Source organism: Enterobacter sp. PP-008-ECC_S150, assembly GCF_045257065.1.
Lineage (GTDB): Bacteria > Pseudomonadota > Gammaproteobacteria > Enterobacterales > Enterobacteriaceae > Enterobacter > Enterobacter chengduensis.
In genome coordinates this window covers 542,230-561,968 of sequence record NZ_JBJHHG010000001.1, presented here as the reverse complement: position 1 = coordinate 561,968, position 19,739 = coordinate 542,230, and the positions used below count along the sequence as shown (strand labels likewise).

Below are 19,739 nucleotides of genomic sequence, written 5' to 3'. Positions count from 1 at the left end.
ATGCCAAAGATTGTTATTTTGCCTCATGCGGACCTCTGTCCGGATGGCGCTGTTCTGGAAGCGAAGACCGGTGAAACCATTCTCGATGTTGCCCTGCGCGCAGGTATCGAAGTGGAACACGCCTGTGAAAAATCCTGTGCCTGCACCACCTGCCACTGCATCGTGCGTGAAGGTTTCGACTCTCTCGCCGAGAGCACCGAAGACGAAGACGACATGCTGGATAAAGCATGGGGTCTGGAGCCGGACAGCCGCCTGAGCTGCCAGGCCGCGGTGACCGATGAAGATCTGGTCGTGGAATTCCCACGCTACACCATCAACCACGCACGCGAGCATTAATATGGGACTGAAGTGGACAGACAGCCGTGAAATCGGCGAAGCGCTCTACGACGCGAACCCGGATCTCGATCCGAAAACCGTACGATTCACCGACATGCATCAGTGGATCTGCGATTTAGAGGATTTCGACGACGATCCAAACGCATCCAATGAAAAAATTCTGGAGGCGATTCTGTTAGTCTGGTTAGATGAAGCAGAATAAATAACAAAACGGGCTGCCTTCAGGCGGCCCGTTTGCTAGTTGCTAATAAGGAAAAATAAAATGACCGAAGCGATGAAGATTACGCTCTCTACGCAGCCCGCCGACGCGCGCTGGGGCGAGAAAGCCAGCTACAGCATCAACAACGACGGTATTACCCTGCACCTGACGGGCAACGATGATTTGGGCCTGATCCAGCGCGCCGCGCGTAAAATTGACGGCCTGGGCATTAAGCATGTCTCTCTGGCTGGCGAAGGGTGGGACACCGACCGCAGCTGGGCGTTCTGGGCGGGCTACAAAGGGCCGAAAGGCACCCGCAAAATCGAGTGGGCTAACCTTGATGCAGCCGGTCAGAAAGAGCTGGAAAGCCGCCTGCAAATCATCGACTGGGTGCGCGACACCATCAACGCCCCGGCGGAAGAGTTAGGCCCTGAGCAGCTGGCGCAGCGGGCCGTTGACCTGCTTTGCGGCGTGGCGGGCGACAAAATGTCCTACCGCATCACCAAGGGTGAAGACCTGCGCGAGCAGAATTACATGGGCATCCACACCGTGGGCCGCGGCTCTGAGCGTCCACCGGTGCTGCTGGCGCTGGACTATAACCCAACCGGCGATAAAGCAGCCCCGGTCTTTGCCTGCCTGGTGGGTAAAGGCATCACCTTCGACACCGGCGGCTATAGCCTGAAGCAGAGCGCGTTCATGGACTCCATGAAGTCCGACATGGGCGGCGCGGCCACCATCACCGGCGCGCTGGCATTTGCCATCACCCGCGGTCTGAACAAGCGCGTGAAGCTGTACCTGTGCTGTGCGGACAACATGGTGAGCGGTAACGCCTTCAAGCTGGGCGACATCATTCGCTACCGCAACGGTAAAAACGTCGAAGTGATGAACACTGACGCCGAAGGCCGTCTGGTGCTGGCCGATGGCCTGATCGACGCCTCTGCCCAGAAGCCGGAGCTGATCATCGACATGGCGACCCTGACCGGCGCGGCGAAAACCGCCCTGGGCAACGACTACCACGCGCTGTTCAGCTTCGACGACAAGCTGGCCGCTCGCCTGCTGGCCAGCGCCGCGGCGGAAAACGAGCCGTTCTGGCGTCTGCCGCTGGCCGAGTTCCACCGCAGCCAGCTGCCGTCCAACTTTGCCGAGCTGAACAACACCGCCAGCGCGGCTTACCCGGCGGGCGCAAGCACCGCAGCGGGCTTCCTGTCTCACTTCGTTGAGAACTATCACGAAGGCTGGCTGCACATCGACTGCTCCGCAACCTACCGTAAAGCGGCGGTTGAGCAGTGGTCCGCGGGCGCGACCGGTCTGGGCGTGCGTACCGTGGCGAACCTGCTGACGGCTGAATAACCACATTGCCCGGCGGCGCTGCGCTTGCACGGGCCTACGGTTTTGTAGGCCGGGTAAGCGAAGCGCCACCCGGCGTTTTTTGAAGTAGCCAAACTATGTCAGATACCAAAAACGAATTAGAAACCCTGCTGGAGCAGGCGGCGACCGAGCCCGCTCACCGTCCGGCCTTTTTCCGCACCCTGCTGGAATCCACCGTCTGGGTGCCGGGCACCGCGGCAGAAGGTGAGCAGGTTGTAGAAGACAGCGCGCTGGATCTGCTGCACTGGGAGAAAGACGACGGCACGTCGGTGATCCCGTTCTTCACCTCGCTGGAAGCGCTGCAGGAAGCGGTTGAAGACGAACAGGCGTTCGTGGTGATGCCGGTGCGCACCCTGTTTGAAATGACGCTCGGGCAGACGCTGTTCCTCAACGCGAAGTTGCCGACCGGAAAAGAGTTCACGCCGCGTGAAATCAGCCATCTGATTGGTGAAGAGGGTAACCCGCTCAGCACGCAGGAAGTGCTGGAAGGGGGCGAAACGCTGCTGCTGTCTGAAGTGGCCGAGCCGCCCGCGCAGATGATTGATTCCCTGACGACGCTGTTCAAAACGCTCAAGCCCGTCAGGCGCGCGTTCCTCTGCTCTATTAAAGAGCAGGCGGACGAACAGCCCGTGCTGCTGATCGGTATTGAAGCCGACGGCGATATCGACGACATCATCCAGGCCGCGGGTAGCGTGGCAACCGACACGCTGCCGGGCGATGAGCCGATTGATATCTGCCAGGTGAAAAACGGTGAGAAGGGCATCAGCCACTTTATTACCGAGCACATCACGCCGTTCTACGAGCGTCGCTGGGGCGGCTTCCTGCGCGATCTCAAAACCAACCGCATCATCTGATTATGGCGGGGTGAATATCACCCCGTTGCTTCCAGCAGCAGTAAATCCATCAGCAGCACCAGATTCGACTCAAACGACGTCACCCCTGCGGCTTCGGCGGCAAAGTGTACCGCTTCGTCATAAAGCGCAAAGTGCACGTCCGCCATTCCCGCCAGCGTATTGGCCGAGGCGCGGGTAAACGCGACGATCGTCATACCAACGTTTTTGGCTATCCGCGCTTTATCCAGCACCTGTTCCGTTTCGCCGCTGCGCGAGACGGCAATAAACACCTGGTAACGGGCGGCGTTGCTGAGAAAAATGTTCCGGCTGTCCCCCGGCCCGGAGATAAACGCCGTTTTGCCCAGCACCTGCAGCTTCTTGGTCAGGTACTCGGCAAACAGATAGGAAAAACCGGCTCCGTAGAGAAAGAAGCTCTCTTTCTGGCGCAGCAGGTTAGCAAACTGCTGGCGTTTGTCCTGCGTCACCCACTGGAAAGTGTGCTGATAGTTGGCGATAAACTGATTAAACAGCGCGGGCAATTCAGCCTGCTGCTCAGGCTGCGCGGAAATGTGCGGAGTGTCCGAGAGCAGCTGCTTGCAGTGCCAGATGAGTTCGCTAAAGCCGCTGAACCCCAGCTTCTGACACAGCCGCATAATGGTGGCGGTGGAAACAAACGTCGCCTGCGCCAGCTCGCGCACCGTGATGTTGCCCACCAGCAGCGGATGCTCCGTGAGGTGGGCGAGGACGCGATACTCTGCGCGGGTCAGGGACGCCCCGCGCGTTAACAGCGTGGCCAGGCGATTATCCATTATTTCGCCGGTTCAACCGGCAGGTCGTCCCGCGCCCCCCACTCGCTCCATGCACCGTCGTAAAGCGTGACGTCGCTTACGCCGAGCGTGGCGAGGGCCAGAATCACCACGCAGGCCGTGACGCCGGAACCGCAGCTGGCAATAATCGGACGGCGTAAATCGACGCCCGCGCGGTCAAAAATAGCGCGCAGCTCGTCCGTGGTTTTCAGCTCGCCTTCAAACACCAGGTCGCCCCACGGCACGTTCAGCGCGCCCGGAATATGTCCGCGCTTCAGTCCCGGACGCGGCTCATCCGCTTCGGCATTGAAGCGCGGAGCAGGACGGGCATCGACGATTTGCGCCGTTTTTTCATGGCTCACGACCAGCACGTCGGTCAGACGCTTCACCACGTGCGCGTCGAACGTGGCGTCGAAATCCCCTTCCGGCAGCGTCACGTCACCCTGCTGTAGCGGCAGCTCGTCGCGCTTCCAGCCCGCCAGCCCGCCCGCCAGAATCGACACTTTTTCCACGCCGAAGTTTTTCAGCATCCACCACGCGCGCGGCGCGGAGAAGAGGTTGCCTTCATCATAGACAACGAGATGCTTATCTTTACTGACGCCCAGTTCGCGCATCGCCACGGAAAAGGCTTCCGGTCGCGGCAGCATGTGCGGAAGGGGAGAGGTATGGTCGGAGAGGGCTTCGATATCAAAGAATACCGCGCCAAGCAGATGCCCTGCGCGGTATTCACCGGGCACGTCGCGGTGCTCCTGGCCCGGAGGGGCCATGCGCGCGTCGATAATCTGAACTTCGGGGTCGTCGCCGTGCTCAATCAGCCAGTCGGCGGCGACAAAATATGAGGTGGACATGGGTTGCCTCCATTCTTTTCCGTAAAAAAGGATTGTCGGTGTTTTTTCTGACACCGACAAGCAAACCACGTTCAACTCGCGAGCAAGCCCCTATTTTTTCACCGGTTCGCCATCCTGCCAGGCTTTTTGCAGCGCAGGCCAGTAGTCGCGGTTGGCCTCGATCATCTCATCCAGAATCGCTTTCGCATGTTCCATAGTGGGTACGGTGCGGTTGAGGGTAAACGCCTGCAGGGCTTTCTCATAGCTCCCTTCCATAGTCGCCTCCACCAGCAGCTGTTCAGATGCGAGCTGCTGTTGCAAAAGCGTCTGATGGAACAGCGGCACCCGACCGATGCGAATCGGTTCCGGGCCTTCGGAGGTGATATACGCGGGCACTTCCACCACGGCATCGTAAGGCAGGTTGGTAATTGCCCCGCGGTTTTCCACCATCACCAGATGGCGGCTCCGCAGGTTGAAGGCCAGCGAGCAGGCCACGTCGACGATAAACTCGCCGTGAACGCCCACGTGGAAGGCATCCGGTAAAATTCCGGTGCGTTTATACTCTTCGGCGGCGGCGAACAGCTTTTTCTCGCGCCCGTCCATCACTTCGTTGGCGCGGGTATAGTCCGGGTTTTGATGCGCCACAATCTGGTTCGGCATCAGGTAGTACTGGAGATACGGGTTCGGCAGATACTCCGGGAAGTTGTCGACGATCGGCTTAATGTTGCGCCAGGTCTTCACCCAGGAAGGATCGGAATGCTGCGGATCGGTCTTGGCGGCGTCTTCTGTCAGCAGGCCAAACTTAGCGATATGCTTGCGCAGCTCGGGCAGCCTGTCCTCGCCGTCCACCAGCACGCGGGTAAACCAGCCGAAGTGGTTCAGGCCGAAATAGTCTACCTCCAGCCTGTGGCGATCCACGCCCAGAATCGCGCCCATATTACGCATGGCGGCGACGGGCATGTCGCAGATGTTCAGCACCCGCGCGTTCGGGCGCAGGCGGCGCACGCCTTCGGCGACGATCGCCGCCGGGTTGGAGTAGTTCACGATCCAGGCTTTTTGATGCGCGTAGCGTTCCACCAGATCGATAAGCTCCACCATCGGCAGGATCGTGCGCAGCCCGTACGCCAGCCCGCCGGGACCGCAGGTTTCCTGGCCGACCACGCCGTGCCGCAGGGGGATCTTCTCATCCTGCTCGCGCATTTTGTACTGGCCGACGCGCATCTGGGCGAAGACGAAATGCGCGCCGCTGAACGCCACTTCCGGGTCAGTGGTGACGGTGAATTTGATGCTTTCACTGTGGTCGCGAATCACTTTCTCAACCACCGGCGCAATGGTGTTCTGACGCGCCTCGTCGATGTCATAGAGGCGGATTTCGGCCAGCGGGAAATCCTGCAGGCGCACCATCAGGCTTTTCACAATACCCGGCGTATAGGTGCTACCGCCGCCGGCAATCGACAGAATGAAGGGGGGTGTAAACATCTTTAGCTCCTTTCAGAGAAACGTCTCAACGGCTTCTCGCATTTTTTTGACGTGCAGCCCGTAGACCACCTGAACGTTGTTACCTTGTTTGATGACCCCTTTCGCGCCGGTGGCCTTCAGCCGCGGCTCGTCGATAATGCCGACGTCCTTCACCGTGACGCGTAAGCGGGTATAGCAGTTATCCACAACCTCAATATTCTCCCTGCCGCCGAGGCCCATCACGATGGACTCACCCAGCCCGCCGTTATTGCCCTTCGCCTGGTACTCCTGCTTGCTGTAGAGGCGCGTCTCTTTATCGTCATCCTCACGGCCCGGCGTCTTCATGTTGAAGCGCAGGATCAGGAAGCGGAACACGACGAAGTAGAGAGCGAACATGATCAGCCCGACCAGCAGATACATCGGCCAGTTGGACTTCTCCGTGCCGAGCGGCAGGTTGTAGAGGATGAAGTCGATAATCCCGTTGGCGCCGATGGCGTGAACGCCCAGCAGGGAGAACAGCATCATGCCGATGCCGGTCAGCACCGCGTGCACCACGAACAGCAGCGGGGCGACGAACAGGAAGGAGAACTCAATCGGCTCGGTGACGCCCACCAGCAGTGAGGTCAGCGCCGCCGGGATCAGAATCGCTTTCGCAACGGCTTTACGCTCCGGCCTGGCGGTCATGTACATCGCCAGCGCGGCGGCGGGCAGGCCGAACATTTTGCTGATTCCGCGCGCGTCCCACACGACGGTGCTGCTGAGCTGCTTCACCTCCGGGCAGGCCATCTCGGCGAAGTAGATATTACGCGCGCCCTGATAGGTTGCGCCGCACACCTCCTGTGTGCCCCCAAGTTCGGTATAGAGGAATGGGGTATAGACCAGATGGTGCAGGCCGGTGGGGACCAGAATACGTTCCAGGAAGCCGTAGATGGCCACGCCGAACGGGCCTGAGCCTTTGATGGCCAGCGCCAGGGCGCTAATGCCGTGCTGGGCAAACGGCCACAGTTCGCTCATCACCACGCCGAGCAGCATGGAAACCGGAAGCATCACAATGGCAACAAAACAGTGGCCGGAGTAAATCGCCATCGCGCCGTTAAACTGTACCCCGGAATATTTATTGTACAGATATCCCGACAGCGCCCCGGTCAGGATCCCGGCGAAAACGCCCATCTCCAGCACCTGTACGCCCAGCACCATGGCCTGCCCGGCCGCTTTCATCTGGGCCGCTGGCGCCAGCTCGCCCTGAAGCTGTAACGTTACGTTCATGGCGTTGATAAACACCACGAAGGTCACCAGACCAATCAGCGCCGCGTAGCCTTTATCGCGCGTTGCCAGACCAATCGGGATCCCGACGGCAAACACCAGCGCCAGGTTTACCAGCACCGACACGGCAGATTTTGCAATAAGCTGACCAAGATGCTGAATCAGCGGATGGCCAAGAAACGGCAGATATTCAGCGAGATTACCGTTGCCCAGCACGTTACCAAAGGCAATAAACAGACCGACGATCGGTAAGATAAGTACCGGTCCGTACAATGATTTTCCGAAATTTTGTAGGGCGTTCACGGCTCGTTTCATGGCTTTCTCTCTTTTTGAACCGCGCACTCTGGGTGCGTTATGGTCATAAAACTAGCAGTCAGCAGATGCACTTATCCAGCTATCTTCTTGTTTTAAAAACAAATGACGTAAAAGGTAACATGTGACGTTACGTGCTGTGATCGCGGTTCCATCACGGCGCAGCGGCGTAATACCGTTCTGCGAGGCGCTTTCCAGAATCTAAAATTGGACTTTTTGAATTAATGAAACTTGCGGATAATACTTATCCGGACGACGACCAACAGGCTCCATGGGCCAGGGACAAAGGATGAAACCGTTTCGCTTAGCCGCGCTCTCTCTTGCGTTGCTTACCACGTTTACGCTTGTCGGCTGTGATAACAGCGACGATAAACCTCAGGCTGCGGCTCCCGCGGCATCTACCGCATCCACGCCGAAAGCTGCGGAAAAACCCAATGCAGAAACGCTGGCTAAACTGGCCACGCAGAGTCAGGGAAAAGCGCTGACGCTGCTTGATGCCTCCGAAGTTCAGCTCGACGGTGCCGCCACGCTGGTGCTGACCTTTTCTGTCCCGCTGAACCCCGATCAGGACTTCGCCAAAACGGTTCACGTCGTGGATAAGAAAAGCGGCAAGGTTGACGGAGCGTGGGAACTTGCGCCTAACCTGAAAGAGCTTCGCCTGCGCCATCTTGAGCCCAACCGCAACCTGGTCGTCACCGTTGAACGGGGCCTGCAGGCGCTGAACAAGGCTACGTTCGGCATTGATTATGAAAAAGCCCTGACCACCCGGGACGTTGAACCGACGGTAGGTTTTGCCAGCCGCGGCTCGCTGCTGCCGGGTAAGGTGGTGGAAGGTCTGCCGGTGATGGCGCTCAACGTCAACAATGTTGACGTCAACTTCTACCGCGTGAAGCCGGAATCGCTGGCCTCCCTTGTCAGCCAGTGGGAGTACCGTAACTCGCTGACCAACTGGGAATCCGACAACCTGCTGAAGATGGCGGAGCTGGTTTACACCGGTCGTTTCGATCTTAATCCGGCGCGCAACACGCGCGAAAAACTGCTGCTGCCCCTCAAGGATATCAAGCCGCTCCAGCAGTCTGGCGTTTATATCGCGGTCATGAACCAGGCCGGGCACTATAACTACAGCAACGCCGCAACGCTCTTTACCTTAAGCGATATTGGTCTGTCCGCACACCGTTACCATAACCGCCTGGACATCTTCACCCAGAGCCTGGAGAACGGCGCGGCGCAGTCCGGCGTCACCGTCACCCTGTTGAACGACAAAGGGCAGACCCTTGCCGAAGCGAACAGCGATGCCGACGGTCATGCGAAGCTCGAAACGGACAAAGAAGCCGCGCTGATCCTGGCGAGCAAAGACGGCCAGACCACGCTGCTTGACCTCAAGCTACCAGCCCTCGATCTGGCAGAATTCGATATCGCAGGGAGCCCTGGCTACAGCAAACAATTCTTTATGTTTGGCCCACGCGATCTCTACCGCCCGGGCGAAACGGTGATCCTTAACGGTCTCCTGCGCGACAGCGACGGTAAGCCGCTTCCCGACCAGCCCGTGAAGCTTGACGTGCTGCGTCCGGATGGACAGGTCGCGCGTACTGTTGTCGTCAAGCCAGAGAACGGACTCTATCGCTTTAACTATCCGCTGGACGGTGGGGCGCAGACCGGCATGTGGCATATCCGCGCCAACACGGGCGATAACCTGCAGCGCCTGTGGGACTTCCACGTTGAAGACTTCATGCCGGAGCGTATGGCGCTCAACCTCAGCGGGCAAAAAACGCCGGTTTCACCGCAGGATAACGTCGACTTTAACGTCGTCGGCTATTACCTGTACGGCGCGCCTGCCAACGGTAATTCCCTGCAGGGCCAGCTTTTCCTGCGTCCGCTGCGTGAAGCCGTGGCCGCGCTGCCGGGCTTCCAGTTTGGCGATATCGCCGAGGAGAACCTGAGCCGCAGCCTGGATGAAGTTCAGCTTACGCTGGACGAACAGGGGCGTGGACAGGTTTCTACCGAAAGCCAGTGGAAAGAGGTGCACTCGCCGCTGCAGCTGATCCTGCAGGCAAGCCTGCTGGAGTCCGGCGGCCGTCCGGTGACGCGTCGCGCCGAGCAGGCCATCTGGCCGGCGGCTGAACTGCCGGGTATTCGCCCTCAGTTCGCCAGTAAAGCCGTTTACGACTACCGCACCGATACCACCGTCAACCAGCCGATTGTTGACGAGAACGGCAACGCCAGCTTCGACATCGTGTATGCCGATGCCAGCGGCGCGAAAAAGGCCGTTTCCGGGCTCCAGGTGCGCCTGATCCGCGAGCGCCGCGACTACTTTTGGAACTGGTCTGAGAGCGAAGGCTGGCAGTCTCAGTTCGATCAAAAAGATCTGGTCGAAGGCGAGCAGGAGCTGACGCTCAAGGCCGATGAAACCGGCAAGGTCACCTTCCCGGTGGAGTGGGGTTCATACCGTCTGGAGGTGAAAGCGCCTGACGAGATGGTCAGCAGCGTGCGCTTCTGGGCAGGCTACAGCTGGCAGGATAACAGCGACGGCACCGGCGCTGCGCGCCCTGACCGCGTAACGCTTAAGCTGGATAAGCCAGCCTATCAGCCTGGCGACACCATCAACCTGCACATTGCCGCGCCAGCCGCAGGCAAGGGCTATGCGATGATTGAGTCCAGCGAAGGGCCGCTGTGGTGGAAGGAGATCGACGTACCGGCAAACGGGCTGGATCTCGCTATTCCGGTCGATAAGGCCTGGAAACGTCACGACCTCTATCTGAGCACGCTGGTGGTCCGTCCTGGGGATAAATCGAAATCCGCCACGCCGAAACGCGCGGTCGGCCTGCTGCATCTGCCGATGGGTGACGAAAATCGCCGCCTGAACATTGCGCTCGATAACCCACAGAAAATGCGTCCAAACCAGACGCTCTCTGTGAAGGTGAAAGCCAGCGTGAAAGAGGGGGCGGTTCCGCAGAAGGTAAACGTGCTGGTCTCGGCGGTGGACAGCGGCGTGCTGAACATTACCGATTACGTTACGCCGGATCCGTGGCAGGCTTTCTTTGGTCAGAAGCGTTACGGCGCGGATATCTACGATATTTACGGCCAGGTCATTGAAGGGCAGGGGCGTCTGGCCGCGCTGCGTTTTGGTGGCGATGGTGATGAACTGAAGCGCGGCGGCAAACCGCCGGTTAATCACGTCACCATTATCGCCCAGCAGGCTCAGCCGGTCACGCTGGATGCCAACGGGGAAGGCACAATCACGTTGCCGATTGGAGACTTTAACGGTGAGCTGCGTCTGATGGCGCAGGCCTGGACGGAAGACGATTTTGGCAGCAGTGAAAGCAAGATTATTGTCGCCGCGCCGGTCATTACCGAGCTGAATACCCCACGTTTCCTGGCAAGCGGTGATACCTCGCGCCTGACGCTGGATATCACTAACCTGACCGACCAGCCGCAAACGCTCAACGTCGCCCTGTCCTCTACCGGCAAACTGGCGCTGGAAGGCGCACAGCCTCAGCCTGTCCAGCTGCCACCGGGCGCGCGCAGCACGCTGTTTATTCCGGTGCGCGCGCTGGACGGATACGGTGACGGTGAGGTGACCGCGCAGGTGACCGGCCTGCAGCTTCCGGGCGAGACCTTCGCCCCGCAGCAGAAGAGCTGGAAAATCGGCGTGCGCCCGGCGTTCCCGGCGCAGACGGTCAATACCGGCGCCATGCTGAACCCTGGCGAATCCTGGACCGCACCGGCGCAGCACAGCACCGGTTTCTCTCCTGATACCCTGCAGGGACAGCTGCTGCTGAGCGGTAAACCACCGCTCAACCTGGCGCGCTATATTCGCGAACTGCAGGCTTATCCGTATGGCTGCCTCGAGCAGACCACCAGCGGCCTGTTCCCGTCGCTCTACACCAACGCGGCGCAGCTCACCGCGCTGGGTATTAAAGGCGACAGCGACGATAGGCGCCGCGCAGCCATTGATATCGGCATCTCCCGTCTGCTGCAGATGCAGCGTGAAGACGGCGGGTTCGCGCTGTGGGACAAAAACGGTCCGGAAGAGTACTGGCTGACGGCTTACGTGACCGACTTCCTGGTGCGCGCGGGCGAGCAGGGCTACAGCGTGCCTGCCGATGCCGTGAACAACGCCAATAGCCGGTTGCTGCGCTACCTGCAGGATCCGGGCATGATGTCCATTCGCTACAGCGACGATACGCAGGCCAGCAGGTTCGCCGTGCAGGCGTATGCCGCGCTGGTGCTGGCGCGTCAGCAAAAAGCGCCGCTGGGCGCGCTGCGTGAAATCTGGGATCGTCACGCTCAGGCGGCGTCCGGGCTGCCGCTGATGCAGCTGGGCATGGCGCTCAAGCTGATGGGCGATGCACCGCGTAGCCAGCAGGCGCTGGATCTGGCGCTCAAAACCCCGCGCAACGACAGCAAAAACTGGATGGCCGATTACGGCAGCCAGCTTCGCGATAACGCGCTGATGCTCTCTCTTCTGGAGGAGTACAAGCTGCTGCCGGATGCGCAAAATACGCTGCTAAACGCGCTTTCTGAAGAGGCCTTCAGCCAGCGCTGGTTGTCCACTCAGGAAAGCAACGCGCTGTTCATGGCGGGACGTTCGCTGCAAACCTTGTCCGGTTCGTGGCAGGCGAAAACCATGCTGTCTGATACCGCATCGGGCGGGGATAAGGCGCAGGTACAAAACGTAAGCGGCGACCAGCTTGGCGCCCTGCAGGTAACCAATACCGGCACTTCACCACTGTGGGTGCGCCTGGACAGCACCGGTTATCCGGAATATGCCCCTGAGCCGAGCTCGAACGTGCTGCAGGTTGAACGTCATATCCTGGCAACCGACGGCAGCAGTAAATCGCTCTCTTCACTGAAGAGCGGCGAACTGGTGCTGGTGTGGCTGGAAGTGAAGGCCAGCCAGAACGTGCCGGATGCGCTGGTGGTGGATCTCCTCCCTGCGGGTCTGGAACTGGAAAACCAGAACCTGGCGAGCAGCAGCGCCAGCCTGCAGGACAGCGGCAGTGAGGTACAGAACCTGCTCAGCCAGATGCAGCAGGCCGATATTCAGCATATGGAGTTCCGCGACGACCGATTTGTGGCCGCCGTGCCGGTGAACGAAGGTCAGCCGGTTACGCTGGTCTATCTGGCGCGTGCCGTGACGCCGGGAACCTACCAGGTGCCGGTGCCGATGGTAGAGTCGATGTACGTTCCGCAGTGGCGGGCAACGGGGGCGGCCAGTGGCCCGCTGATTGTTGTTCCGTAATATGCGAATGGCACGTTTGACACGCTCCCGCTGGCTGTGGCTGGCGGGAGCGCTTCTCGTTTTATGGGGGCTGATTGTCGCCGCTGACCGCCTGTGGCCGTTGCCGCTGAAAGAGGTTAACCCCGCGCGGGTGGTGGTGGATGAGAAGGGCACGCCGCTCTGGCGTTTTGCCGATAGCGACGGGATATGGCGCTACCCGGTGACGATCGAAGAGGTCTCTCCCCGTTATCTTGAGGCGCTGATCCAGTACGAAGATCGCTGGTTCTGGGAGCACCCAGGCGTTAACCCGCTCTCTGTCCTGCGCGCGGCCTGGCAGGATCTCAGCTCAGGGAAAGTGGTCTCTGGCGGAAGCACGCTCACCATGCAGGTCGCGCGACTGCTGGATCCGCACCCGCGCACCTTTGGCGGCAAAATTCGCCAGCTCTGGCGGGCTATGCAGCTGGAGTGGCATCTTTCCAAACGCGACATCCTCACGCTCTATCTCAACCGCGCGCCGTTTGGCGGTACGCTGCAGGGCGTGGGGGCAGCAAGCTGGACGTACCTGGGCAAGCCGCCGTCGCAGCTCAGCTATTCCGACGCGGCGCTGCTGGCAGTGCTGCCCCAGGCCCCCAGCCGCTTGCGTCCGGACCGCTGGCCTGAGCGTGCCGAAGCGGCGCGCAACAAAGTGCTCGAGCGTATGGCGACGCAGGGCGTCTGGTCCGCAAAGCAGGTCAAAGAGTCCCGCGAGGAATCGGTATGGCTGGCGCCCCGGCAGATGCCGCAGCTGGCACCGCTCTTTGCGCGCATGATGCTCGGCAAAAGCCGCGACACGAAAATCGTCACCACGCTGGATGCCGGACTGCAGCGGCAGCTGGAAGAGCTGGCGATGAACTGGAAATCCCGCCTGCCGGCGCGCAGCTCGCTGGCGATGATCGTCGTGGATCACACCGATATGAAGGTGCGCGGCTGGGTGGGGTCTGTGGATATCAACGATGATACGCGTTTTAGCCACGTGGATATGGTCAATGCGATCCGATCGCCGGGATCGGTGTTAAAGCCCTTTATCTACGGCATGGCGCTGGACGATGGCCTGATCCATCCCGCCTCGCTGCTTCAGGACGTTCCACGAAAAACCGGTGATTATCGCCCCGGAAATTTCGACAGCGGCTTCCACGGGCCGGTAAGCATGAGTGAAGCGCTGGTACGCTCCCTCAACCTGCCTGCCGTTCAGGTGCTGGAAGCCTACGGGCCAAAACGCTTTGCCGGTATGCTGAGCAACGCAGGCTTGCCGCTGATCCTGCCCGCGGGGGCGCAGCCGAATCTGTCTCTGATCCTCGGCGGGGCAGGCGCGCGGCTAGCAGATATCGCCGCGGCCTACAGCGCCTTTGCCCGACACGGTAAGGCGGGGAGGCTGCGGTTGCAGCCGGGCGATCCGCTGACTGAACGGCCTCTGTTATCGCCAGGCGCGGCGTGGATTATTCGCCGTATTCTGGCCAACGAGGCGCAGCCGCTGCCGGATAATGCGCTACCGCAGGTTGCCCCGCTGGCGTGGAAAACCGGCACCAGCTACGGCTACCGTGATGCCTGGGCCATCGGTCTGAATGCCCGTTACGTGATAGGCATCTGGACCGGACGACCGGACGGCACGCCCGTAGCGGGGCAGTTTGGTTTCGCCAGCGCGGTTCCGCTGTTAAACCAGGTGAATAACCTGCTTCAGTCACGCTCAACGGTAGACGAAGCCCGCCTGCCGCGCGATCCGCGTCCGAAGAGCGTCGGGCGAGGCGCGATCTGCTGGCCGGGCGGCCAGTCGCTGCCGGAAGGCAGTGAAAACTGTCGACGTCGCCTGTCGACCTGGCTGCTGGAAGGGAGTGAGCCGCCCACGCTGCTTCTGCCCGAGCAGGAAGGCATACGCGGCATTCGCTTCCCGGTCTGGCTGGATAAAACGGGCAAACGCGTGGCCGCAGATTGCCCTGACGCAGCTGAAAAAGTCCTGGATGTCTGGCCGCTGCCGCTGGAGCCGTGGCTGCCCGCTGCGGAAAAAAGAGCGGCGCGTCTCCCGGCTGCATCAACGGTTTGCCCACCTCTGGACAACAGCAATATCGCACCGCTTATGCTGTCAGGGGTCAGGGAGGGGGCCGTCATCAGGCATCTTCCGGGTGAGACAGCAGTCACGCTCTCTCTCTCAACCAGCGGTGGAGAAGGGCAGCGATGGTGGTTTTTAAATGGCGAGCCTTTAGAGGGCCATAACAATAAATATTCACTGAAATTATCTTTGCCTGGAGAATATCAATTAATTGTAATGGATGAAACAGGCCAAATAGCGACGGTGAATTTTGAAATGGCTTATTAAAATAAGCTACGCGGCTTAGCTTGATAATTATCAATGTTCGGTTCTGCAAAAAAACGAGAATGCGTTTTTATTTGAAGGAACGAGCAATGAAAAAAAATAAGAAACTGAGAGAGAGCCTTAATCCCGCTCTCTCCCGGCGCCACTTTATTCAGGCCGGGTCCGCGCTCGCCGCGCTGCCGTTTGTGGTGAAGGCCGGAAAAGCGCAGGCATCAAAAATGCCAGCGGCCGTTGACGCACCCGAAGAAAAAGTGATTCAAACCTGTAGCACCTTTGACTGCGGCGGAAAATGTGATATTCGGGCGCACGTCAGCGACGGCGTGGTCACGCGAATTTCCACGCGTCCGGATAATGAACTGGATCCCGAAATGCCGGTAATGCGCGCCTGCGTTCGCGGGCGCGCATACAGAAAATTTGTGTATCACCCTGACCGGCTAAAATATCCAATGAAACGCGTGGGTAAACGTGGCGAAGGAAAATTTGAACGTATTTCCTAGGATGAAGCTACAACGCTTATTGCGAATCAATTAAAAACCATTACGCAAAAATATGGCCCCGCCTCGCGCTATGTGCATGTCGGTACTGCGGTTTCGGGGGGAACCTTCTCCGGCGATAAAATGGTTCGTCGTCTGCTGAATTTAACCGGCGGATATCTTGAAAGTTATCACTCGGTCAGTATGGGTAACACCGCGGCGGCAACGCCTTATACCTACGGCACCGCCGCCAGCGGCAGCTCGCTGGATACGCTGCTGGATACCAAACTGGTCATTCTTTGGGGGCATAACCCGACAGAGACCATTTTTGGCCACAGCAACTACTTTTTCCAGAAGATGAAGCAAAACGGCACCCGCTTTATCGTCGTCGATCCTCGCTACTCGGATACGGTGTCGTCGCTGGCCGACCAGTGGATCCCGCTGCTTCCGACCACCGACAACGCGCTGATGGATGCAATGATGTATACCATCGTGACGGAAAACCTGCACGATCGCGCGTTTATTCAGCGCTATACCCTGGGCTTCGATGAAGGTTCTATGCCGGAAGGGGTTCCTGCCAATGAATCGCTGATCGCGTATCTGACCGGCGCGAAAGATGGCGTGGCCAGGACGCCTGAGTGGGCTGAGAAAATTACCCATGTGCCTGCGCAGACCATCCGTCAGCTGGCGCGCGATTATGCCACGACGAAGCCTGCGGCGCTGATCCAGGGCTGGGGTCCACAGCGTCATAATTGCGGAGAACGCACCGCACGCGGCTCAACGCTGCTGGCCACGCTGACGGGGAACGTCGGGGTGAAAGGGGGCTGGGCGGCAGGCTATGGCGGCTGCGCTAACCGAAAATTCGCCGCTGGCCCCGACATGCCGGATAACCCGGTAAAAGCCAAAATATCGGTCATGAACTGGGTGCAGGCAGCCGATGACGCATCAATGGTGACGCCGGACGTTGGCCTGAAAGAGGCGGATAAGCTCGACAGCAATATTCGTATCCTGTTCTCGCTGGCAGGTAACTATCTGGCAAACCAGAACCCCGATCTTCACCAGGCGACGCGCGTGCTGGAAGACGAGTCGAAGATCCAGTTTATCGTCGCGAGCGATCTGTTCATGACGCCGAGCGCGAAATATGCCGATCTCCTGCTGCCGGAAACCAGCTTTATGGAGCGCTGGAATATTGGCGAGACGTGGGGAACGGCCAGCTACCTGATCCTGTCCGAGAAGCTGATTGAACCCGAATTTGAGCGTCGTTCAGACTACGACTGGCTGCGAGAGGTGGCCGCGAAGCTCGGCATTGAGCCTGCATTCAGTGAAGGCCGGGACGAAAAAACGTGGATAGAGCACATCTGGGAACAGACGCGTCTGGCGATGCCGGACGAAAACCTGCCTGACTTTGCGACGCTGCAAAAGACGCGTCAGCATCTCTTCAAAAGTGCGCCGTTTGTCGCCTTTGAAGACAACATTCGCGATCCGCAAAATCATCCGTTCCCGACGCCGTCCGGAAAAATTGAGATCTTCTCAAAGCGTCTGTACGACATGCAGCATCCGGAGATCCCGGCACTGTCGCACTACGTGCCAGCCCACGAAGGGCCGGAAGACGATCTGGCTAAAACCTTCCCGCTACAGCTGATCACCTGGAAAGGGAAAAACCGCGCCAACTCAACCCAGTACGCCAACCCGTGGTTAATTGAAGCACAGCAGCAAAAGCTGTGGATTAACCCTCGGGACGCGCAAAAGCGCGGCATTGCGCAGGGAGATATCGTCCGTATCCATAACGCACGCGGCATTTGTGAAATTCCGGCGGAGGTTACGCCGCGCATCATTCCTGGGGTGGTCGCCATGCAGGCAGGCGCCTGGTGGCAGCCGGACGAGAGGGGGATTGATAAAGGCGGCTGCGCGAACGTGCTCAGCTCGGCCCGGATCACAGCCCTGGCGAAAGGGAATTCACATCAAACCATGCTGGTGGAGGTAGCAAAAGCATGAGTCAGTTTAAACACTACGCGCCAGTGAGCGACAAGCAGCTGGGCTTTTATATCGACTCGTCACGCTGCTCAGGGTGTAAAGCCTGTCAGGTAGCGTGTAAAGACAAAAATAATCTGGAGCCAGGACGTCGTTTTCGCCGCGTGTATGAAGTTCACGGCGGCAGCTTCATTTCGACCGGGCAGGGCGGCGTGAGCAACAACGTTTTTGCCTACACCCTCTCCATCTCCTGTAACCACTGCGCCGATCCGATCTGCACGAAAAACTGCCCGACGACCGCCATGCACAAGCGGCCGGGAGACGGCATCGTGCGTGTTGATACGGACAAATGCGTCGGCTGTGGCTACTGCGCCTGGTCGTGTCCGTACGGCGCGCCACAGCTCAACGAACAGACCGGGCAGATGTCAAAATGTGATTTCTGCGTGGATCTGCAGGCGAAGGGGGAACAGCCGGTCTGCGTGGCAACCTGTCCGCTGGAGGCGATCAAGTTTGGTCCCGTTGATGAACTGCGGGCGAAATACGGTGCGGTTTGTGATGTGAAAGGATTGCCTGATTCCTCCATCACTAAACCGAATCTGGTGATTACGCCGCATCAGGGTGCAGAGAAAGAGGGGAAGCATCATGCATGAGTTACCGCTGCTGATTTTTACGCTGTTCCTGCAGGGATCGGTCGGCGTGACGCTCTGGCTGGCAGTTGGCGCAGCGGGTGCTCCACAGCGCAGCGTGTTGGCTGCCGCCGTGGGGGCGTTTGTCCTGGCCAGCGTCGGGCTGCTTTCCTCGGCGATGCATATGGGCTACCCGCTTAATGCTCTGAACGCGCTGCGTCATGTGTCCAGCTCCTGGCTCAGCCGTGAAATCGTCTTTGCCAGCCTCTTCCTGGCGGCCGTCGGCCTTGCGATCCTGCTGCTGCTCGCGAAGAAGCCCGGCTGGAAGCCGCTCCTGGCGGTCGCCGGCCTGGTCGGGCTGGTGGATGTGTTCTGCATGGCGCAAATCTACATGCATGCCTCCGTCGTGACGTGGCAGCATATCAATACGCTGGTGTTGTTTCTCGGCTCGGTGGGCATTATCGGATCGGCTTTGATGGCGGTGAGGGGCCAAAACCGCAGCGCGGTGGTGATTGTCGCTCTGCTGGTGCTGGCGCGCCTGCTGATGCAGCCCCTCTGGCTGGCCGACATCCATGCGGCTGATACCGGCGCTGTGACCTTCCCTCACGCTCCGCTGCAGATGCTTGAACAGCTGCGCACGGTGCACCTTATCGGCGACTGCGTCTCAGTCCTGGGAATGCTCTGCTTTGCCGCGGGTGGGCTGAGGTCAACGCGGGGGACGATGCTGGCGGGAAGCGCGCTGCTGATTGTCGGCGAAGTCATGCTGCGTTTCGTCTTCTTCAGTATCGGCTGATGGTGAATCAAGCCTCTCTTCCGGCGATGGACGTGACGCATGCATGCGTCCGTCGCCGCTTTCGACACGTCTCCTGTCGTGCCTGTGCGGATGCGTGCCCCATGCAGGTGTTCTCGTTTACGGATGCCGGCGTGCGGGTTGATGAAAGCCGCTGTATTGAATGCGGTGACTGCCTGTTTGTCTGCCCTGCAGAGGCGATAGTCGGCATCGCGCCGCAAAAACGCTGTCGTCAGGGAGATACCCTCGTGGGGCCATTTACCCGGCGCGCGCCCGCGCTTAACGAACTTCTCCTCTGGCACACGGTGCAGGGCATTCGCGCTATCAGTCTTGAAGCAGAGCAGTCGTCCGCCTGGATGGCGGAGCTCGCCGGGCTTAACCTTGTCCTCCGTCGACGCGGTGAAGCGGCCTGGAATTTCCGGCCCTGGGTTAAAAAAGAGATCGATTCCGCGCGGCGCGCGCTGATTCATATTCCGCAAGAGGATGTGACGGCCTGTTCGGTGCAGCCGGGCGTGCGGATGCTGCGCAAAGCGTTCGCGAGCGTCAGTGAAGCGGACATCGCGCTCGACGGCGAAAGATGCGTTCTGTGCGGTGCCTGCTGGCGAAGCTGTCCGGAAAATGCCATTCGCTTTGAGCAGGACGCGCTGGTTATTGAGGCTGCACGCTGTACCGGATGCGGCGGATGCGAGGCGGTATGTCAGCACCGCGCGCTGAAGGTGATGAAAAAAGAAGCTCCGGCCAGCGTCATCGTTCACCGGGCGCATGCGGCAACCTGCAGCGCATGCCATCGTCCATTCTGGTCATTTCAACGTGAAGAAAAGCAGTGCGCGCTGTGTGTGCGTCACTTGCACGGCATGCGAAACCCGGACTGTTGCTAATCTTCGTCTCATTTTAAAAAAATGTTATGCA

The 19,739-nt window shown here is 59.5% G+C and carries 13 protein-coding genes and 1 pseudogene; 10 read left to right on the top strand and 4 right to left on the bottom strand.

Translation table 11 applies throughout. The annotated features are described in order from the left end of the window. The 4 genes from fdx (at position 1) to sseB (ending at position 2,757) form a co-directional block, all read left to right on the top strand. Entirely contained in the window at positions 1-336 is a 336-nt protein-coding gene (gene fdx / locus ACJBF3_RS02500) for an ISC system 2Fe-2S type ferredoxin (RefSeq protein WP_003860652.1), read from the top strand. A gap of 1 nt (position 337) precedes the next feature. Next, positions 338-538, top strand: a complete 201-nt coding sequence (gene iscX, locus ACJBF3_RS02495; protein WP_003860650.1) for a Fe-S cluster assembly protein IscX — start codon at positions 338-340, stop codon at positions 536-538. A 60-nt stretch (positions 539-598) separates the two neighbouring features. Further along, complete coding sequence (gene pepB, locus ACJBF3_RS02490; RefSeq protein ID WP_045326056.1) at positions 599-1,885, top strand: aminopeptidase PepB; 1,287 nt, start codon at positions 599-601, stop codon at positions 1,883-1,885. Between the two features lie 95 nt (positions 1,886-1,980). Next, the gene (gene sseB / locus ACJBF3_RS02485) at positions 1,981-2,757 is read left to right on the top strand and encodes an enhanced serine sensitivity protein SseB (RefSeq protein ID WP_045326053.1); all 777 of its coding nucleotides are present in this window, start codon (positions 1,981-1,983) and stop codon (positions 2,755-2,757) included. A 17-nt stretch (positions 2,758-2,774) separates the two neighbouring features. Here sseB and ACJBF3_RS02480 read toward each other — a convergent pair whose 3' ends face one another. The 4 genes from ACJBF3_RS02480 to ACJBF3_RS02465 all read right to left on the bottom strand — a co-directional run bounded on the left by ACJBF3_RS02480 (position 2,775) and on the right by ACJBF3_RS02465 (position 7,405). Further along, entirely contained in the window at positions 2,775-3,545 is a 771-nt protein-coding gene (locus ACJBF3_RS02480; RefSeq protein ID WP_045326051.1) for a MurR/RpiR family transcriptional regulator, read from the bottom strand. Then, positions 3,545-4,390 (bottom strand): 3-mercaptopyruvate sulfurtransferase, encoded by an 846-nt coding sequence (gene sseA, locus ACJBF3_RS02475; RefSeq protein WP_045326048.1) that lies wholly within the window; start codon positions 4,388-4,390, stop codon positions 3,545-3,547. Before sseA ends, ACJBF3_RS02480 begins: the two co-directional genes overlap by 1 nt. 90 nt (positions 4,391-4,480) lie before the next feature. Beyond that, on the bottom strand, positions 4,481-5,848 hold the full coding sequence (locus ACJBF3_RS02470) for a 6-phospho-alpha-glucosidase (RefSeq protein ID WP_045326046.1): 1,368 nt from the start codon (positions 5,846-5,848) through the stop codon (positions 4,481-4,483). A 12-nt stretch (positions 5,849-5,860) separates the two neighbouring features. Further along, positions 5,861-7,405, bottom strand: a complete 1,545-nt coding sequence (locus ACJBF3_RS02465) for a PTS transporter subunit EIIC (RefSeq protein WP_047716109.1) — start codon at positions 7,403-7,405, stop codon at positions 5,861-5,863. Positions 7,406-7,691: 286 nt separating this feature from the next. Here ACJBF3_RS02465 and ACJBF3_RS02460 point away from each other — a divergent pair, with 286 nt between their 5' ends. The 6 genes and pseudogenes from ACJBF3_RS02460 to ACJBF3_RS02435 all read left to right on the top strand — a co-directional run bounded on the left by ACJBF3_RS02460 (position 7,692) and on the right by ACJBF3_RS02435 (position 19,708). Further along, on the top strand, positions 7,692-12,644 hold the full coding sequence (locus ACJBF3_RS02460) for an alpha-2-macroglobulin (protein ID WP_045326042.1): 4,953 nt from the start codon (positions 7,692-7,694) through the stop codon (positions 12,642-12,644). A 1-nt stretch (position 12,645) separates the two neighbouring features. Next, positions 12,646-14,973: a peptidoglycan glycosyltransferase PbpC gene (gene pbpC, locus ACJBF3_RS02455; protein WP_045326040.1), complete on the top strand. Its 2,328-nt coding sequence runs from the start codon at positions 12,646-12,648 to the stop codon at positions 14,971-14,973. An 86-nt stretch (positions 14,974-15,059) separates the two neighbouring features. Beyond that, positions 15,060-17,438: pseudogene (locus ACJBF3_RS02450) on the top strand (DMSO/selenate family reductase complex A subunit). Further along, positions 17,435-18,064, top strand: a complete 630-nt coding sequence (locus ACJBF3_RS02445) for a DMSO/selenate family reductase complex B subunit (RefSeq protein WP_045326037.1) — start codon at positions 17,435-17,437, stop codon at positions 18,062-18,064. The pseudogene ACJBF3_RS02450 and the gene ACJBF3_RS02445 overlap by 4 nt, the downstream one beginning before the upstream one ends. Further along, positions 18,057-18,833: a DmsC/YnfH family molybdoenzyme membrane anchor subunit gene (locus ACJBF3_RS02440; RefSeq protein WP_045326034.1), complete on the top strand. Its 777-nt coding sequence runs from the start codon at positions 18,057-18,059 to the stop codon at positions 18,831-18,833. Before ACJBF3_RS02445 ends, ACJBF3_RS02440 begins: the two co-directional genes overlap by 8 nt. After that, complete coding sequence (locus ACJBF3_RS02435) at positions 18,833-19,708, top strand: 4Fe-4S binding protein (protein WP_045326032.1); 876 nt, start codon at positions 18,833-18,835, stop codon at positions 19,706-19,708. The genes ACJBF3_RS02440 and ACJBF3_RS02435 overlap by 1 nt, the downstream gene beginning before the upstream one ends. The last annotated feature ends 31 nt before the right edge of the window (positions 19,709-19,739 follow it).

Excerpts from the sequence above, each read along its gene's own strand:
- ACJBF3_RS02460 (WP_045326042.1), top strand. The coding sequence starts at position 7,692 with ATGAAACCGTTTCGCTTAGCCGCGCTCTCTCTTGCGTTGCTTACCACG.
- pbpC (WP_045326040.1), top strand. The coding sequence starts at position 12,646 with ATGCGAATGGCACGTTTGACACGCTCCCGCTGGCTGTGGCTGGCGGGA.
- ACJBF3_RS02465 (WP_047716109.1), bottom strand. The coding sequence starts at position 7,405 with ATGAAACGAGCCGTGAACGCCCTACAAAATTTCGGAAAATCATTGTAC.
- fdx (WP_003860652.1), top strand. The coding sequence starts at position 1 with ATGCCAAAGATTGTTATTTTGCCTCATGCGGACCTCTGTCCGGATGGC.
- sseA (WP_045326048.1), bottom strand. The coding sequence starts at position 4,390 with ATGTCCACCTCATATTTTGTCGCCGCCGACTGGCTGATTGAGCACGGC.
- ACJBF3_RS02435 (WP_045326032.1), top strand. The coding sequence starts at position 18,833 with ATGGTGAATCAAGCCTCTCTTCCGGCGATGGACGTGACGCATGCATGC.
- sseB (WP_045326053.1), top strand. The coding sequence starts at position 1,981 with ATGTCAGATACCAAAAACGAATTAGAAACCCTGCTGGAGCAGGCGGCG.
- ACJBF3_RS02470 (WP_045326046.1), bottom strand. The coding sequence starts at position 5,848 with ATGTTTACACCCCCCTTCATTCTGTCGATTGCCGGCGGCGGTAGCACC.
- ACJBF3_RS02480 (WP_045326051.1), bottom strand. The coding sequence starts at position 3,545 with ATGGATAATCGCCTGGCCACGCTGTTAACGCGCGGGGCGTCCCTGACC.
- ACJBF3_RS02440 (WP_045326034.1), top strand. The coding sequence starts at position 18,057 with ATGCATGAGTTACCGCTGCTGATTTTTACGCTGTTCCTGCAGGGATCG.
- pepB (WP_045326056.1), top strand. The coding sequence starts at position 599 with ATGACCGAAGCGATGAAGATTACGCTCTCTACGCAGCCCGCCGACGCG.
- iscX (WP_003860650.1), top strand. The coding sequence starts at position 338 with ATGGGACTGAAGTGGACAGACAGCCGTGAAATCGGCGAAGCGCTCTAC.
- ACJBF3_RS02445 (WP_045326037.1), top strand. The coding sequence starts at position 17,435 with ATGAGTCAGTTTAAACACTACGCGCCAGTGAGCGACAAGCAGCTGGGC.